This is a genomic window from Nonomuraea diastatica, assembly GCF_004349015.1.
Lineage (GTDB): Bacteria > Actinomycetota > Actinomycetes > Streptosporangiales > Streptosporangiaceae > Nonomuraea > Nonomuraea diastatica.
Genome location: NZ_SMKP01000406.1, coordinates 1 through 1,480, shown reverse-complemented (window position 1 = coordinate 1,480; position 1,480 = coordinate 1). Strand labels below are relative to the sequence as shown.

Here is a 1,480-nt window from a genome sequence, read left to right as displayed (position 1 = left end):
ATGCCGCGGCCGATGTGGTGGCGGCGCGGCTGCGGGCGGTCGGGGTGGTGCGGGGTTCGCGGGTGGCCGTGTGTGCTGAACGCAGTGCCGAGCTTGTGGCCGGTCTGCTGGGTGTGCTCAAGGCCGGCGGAGCCTACTTGCCACTTGACCCGTCCTATCCGGCGGCGAGCCTCGAGTACATGCTCAGCGACGCGGCTTCGGCTGCTGTGCTGACGTTCGGTACCAGTGTCGCCACCTCGGTTCCCGTCCTTGACCTGGACGGGGTGTTCGCGGCCTCGCCGGTCCCGGTGACGCCTTCCGGCGTCTGCAATGGCGATGCCGCTTACGTGATCTACACGTCCGGTTCGACGGGCCGCCCCAAGGGTGTGGTGGTCGAGCACGGGGGCGTTGTCAACCTGCTCGCCTGGGGCGCGGAGGTGTTCGACAAGGCGACGCTGGCGAGAACGTTGTTCGCCACCTCGGTGAGCTTCGACCCGTCGGTTTCGCAGATGTTCCTCCCACTGAGTGTCGGCGGGACCGTGGTCGTCGTCCGTGACGCCCTGGCGCTGCGAGAGTCGCCGGTCGAGGTCTCGTTCGTCGACCTGCCTCCTTCGGCGCTGCGGGCGGTGGCGGATTCCCTGCCGGCGACGACACGCCGGGTGAACGTGGGTGGTGAACCCCTGGGAGCGGATCTGATCGAGCGGGTCTTCGCGGATTCGGACGTCGAAGAGATCCGTAACCAGTGGGGTCTGACCGAGACCACGGTCGACTCCGCCAGCGCCGTCATCCGGCGCGATTTCGCCGGTGAGGTGACGATCGGCCGGCCGATCGCGAACACGAAGATCTACATTCTGGACCGGGCCGGGCGTCCGGTGCCGGTGGGTGTGATCGGTGAGATTTATGTGGGTGGTGCCGGTGTCGCCCGCGGTTATCTTGATCGAGCTGCTTTGACCGGGTCGCGGTTCGTGGCTGATCCGTTCGCTGGTAATTGCGGGCGGATGTATCGGACCGGAGACCTGGGATGGTGGAACGCCGATGGGACGATCGGGTTCGCCGGACGTAATGACTTCCAGGTGAAGATTCGCGGCTTCCGGGTCGAGCTGGGGGAGATCGAGCAGTGGCTGGGCCGGCATCCGCTGGTGGTGCAGGCGGTGGTCGTGGCCAAGTACGACCGTCTGGTGGCCTACTACGTGCCTGCCGGTGAGGTCGACGCGGCCGGTCTGCGTGAGCATATGACAGCCGAGTTGCCGGGTTACATGGTTCCGACTGCGTTCGTGGCTCTTGAGACCCTGCCCTTGACCCCGAACGGCAAGGTCGACCGCAAGGCGCTGCCCGCTCCGGACGGTGACGCGTATGCGCGGATGGGTTATCAGGAGCCGGAGGGGGAGATCGAGCAGGCGATCGCCGGGGTGTGGGCGGAGCTGCTGGGGGTGGAGCGGGTCGGTCGGTTCGATGATTTCTTCGCGTTGGGTGGGCATTCGCTGCTGGCGGTGTCGCTGGT

Annotated in this window: 1 protein-coding gene; it reads left to right on the top strand. The window is 66.9% G+C overall.

The window, feature by feature from the left end; all coding sequences use genetic code 11:
* A partial coding sequence (locus E1294_RS51890) for a non-ribosomal peptide synthetase (protein ID WP_132520729.1) occupies positions 1-1,480 on the top strand: 1,480 nt, incomplete at both ends.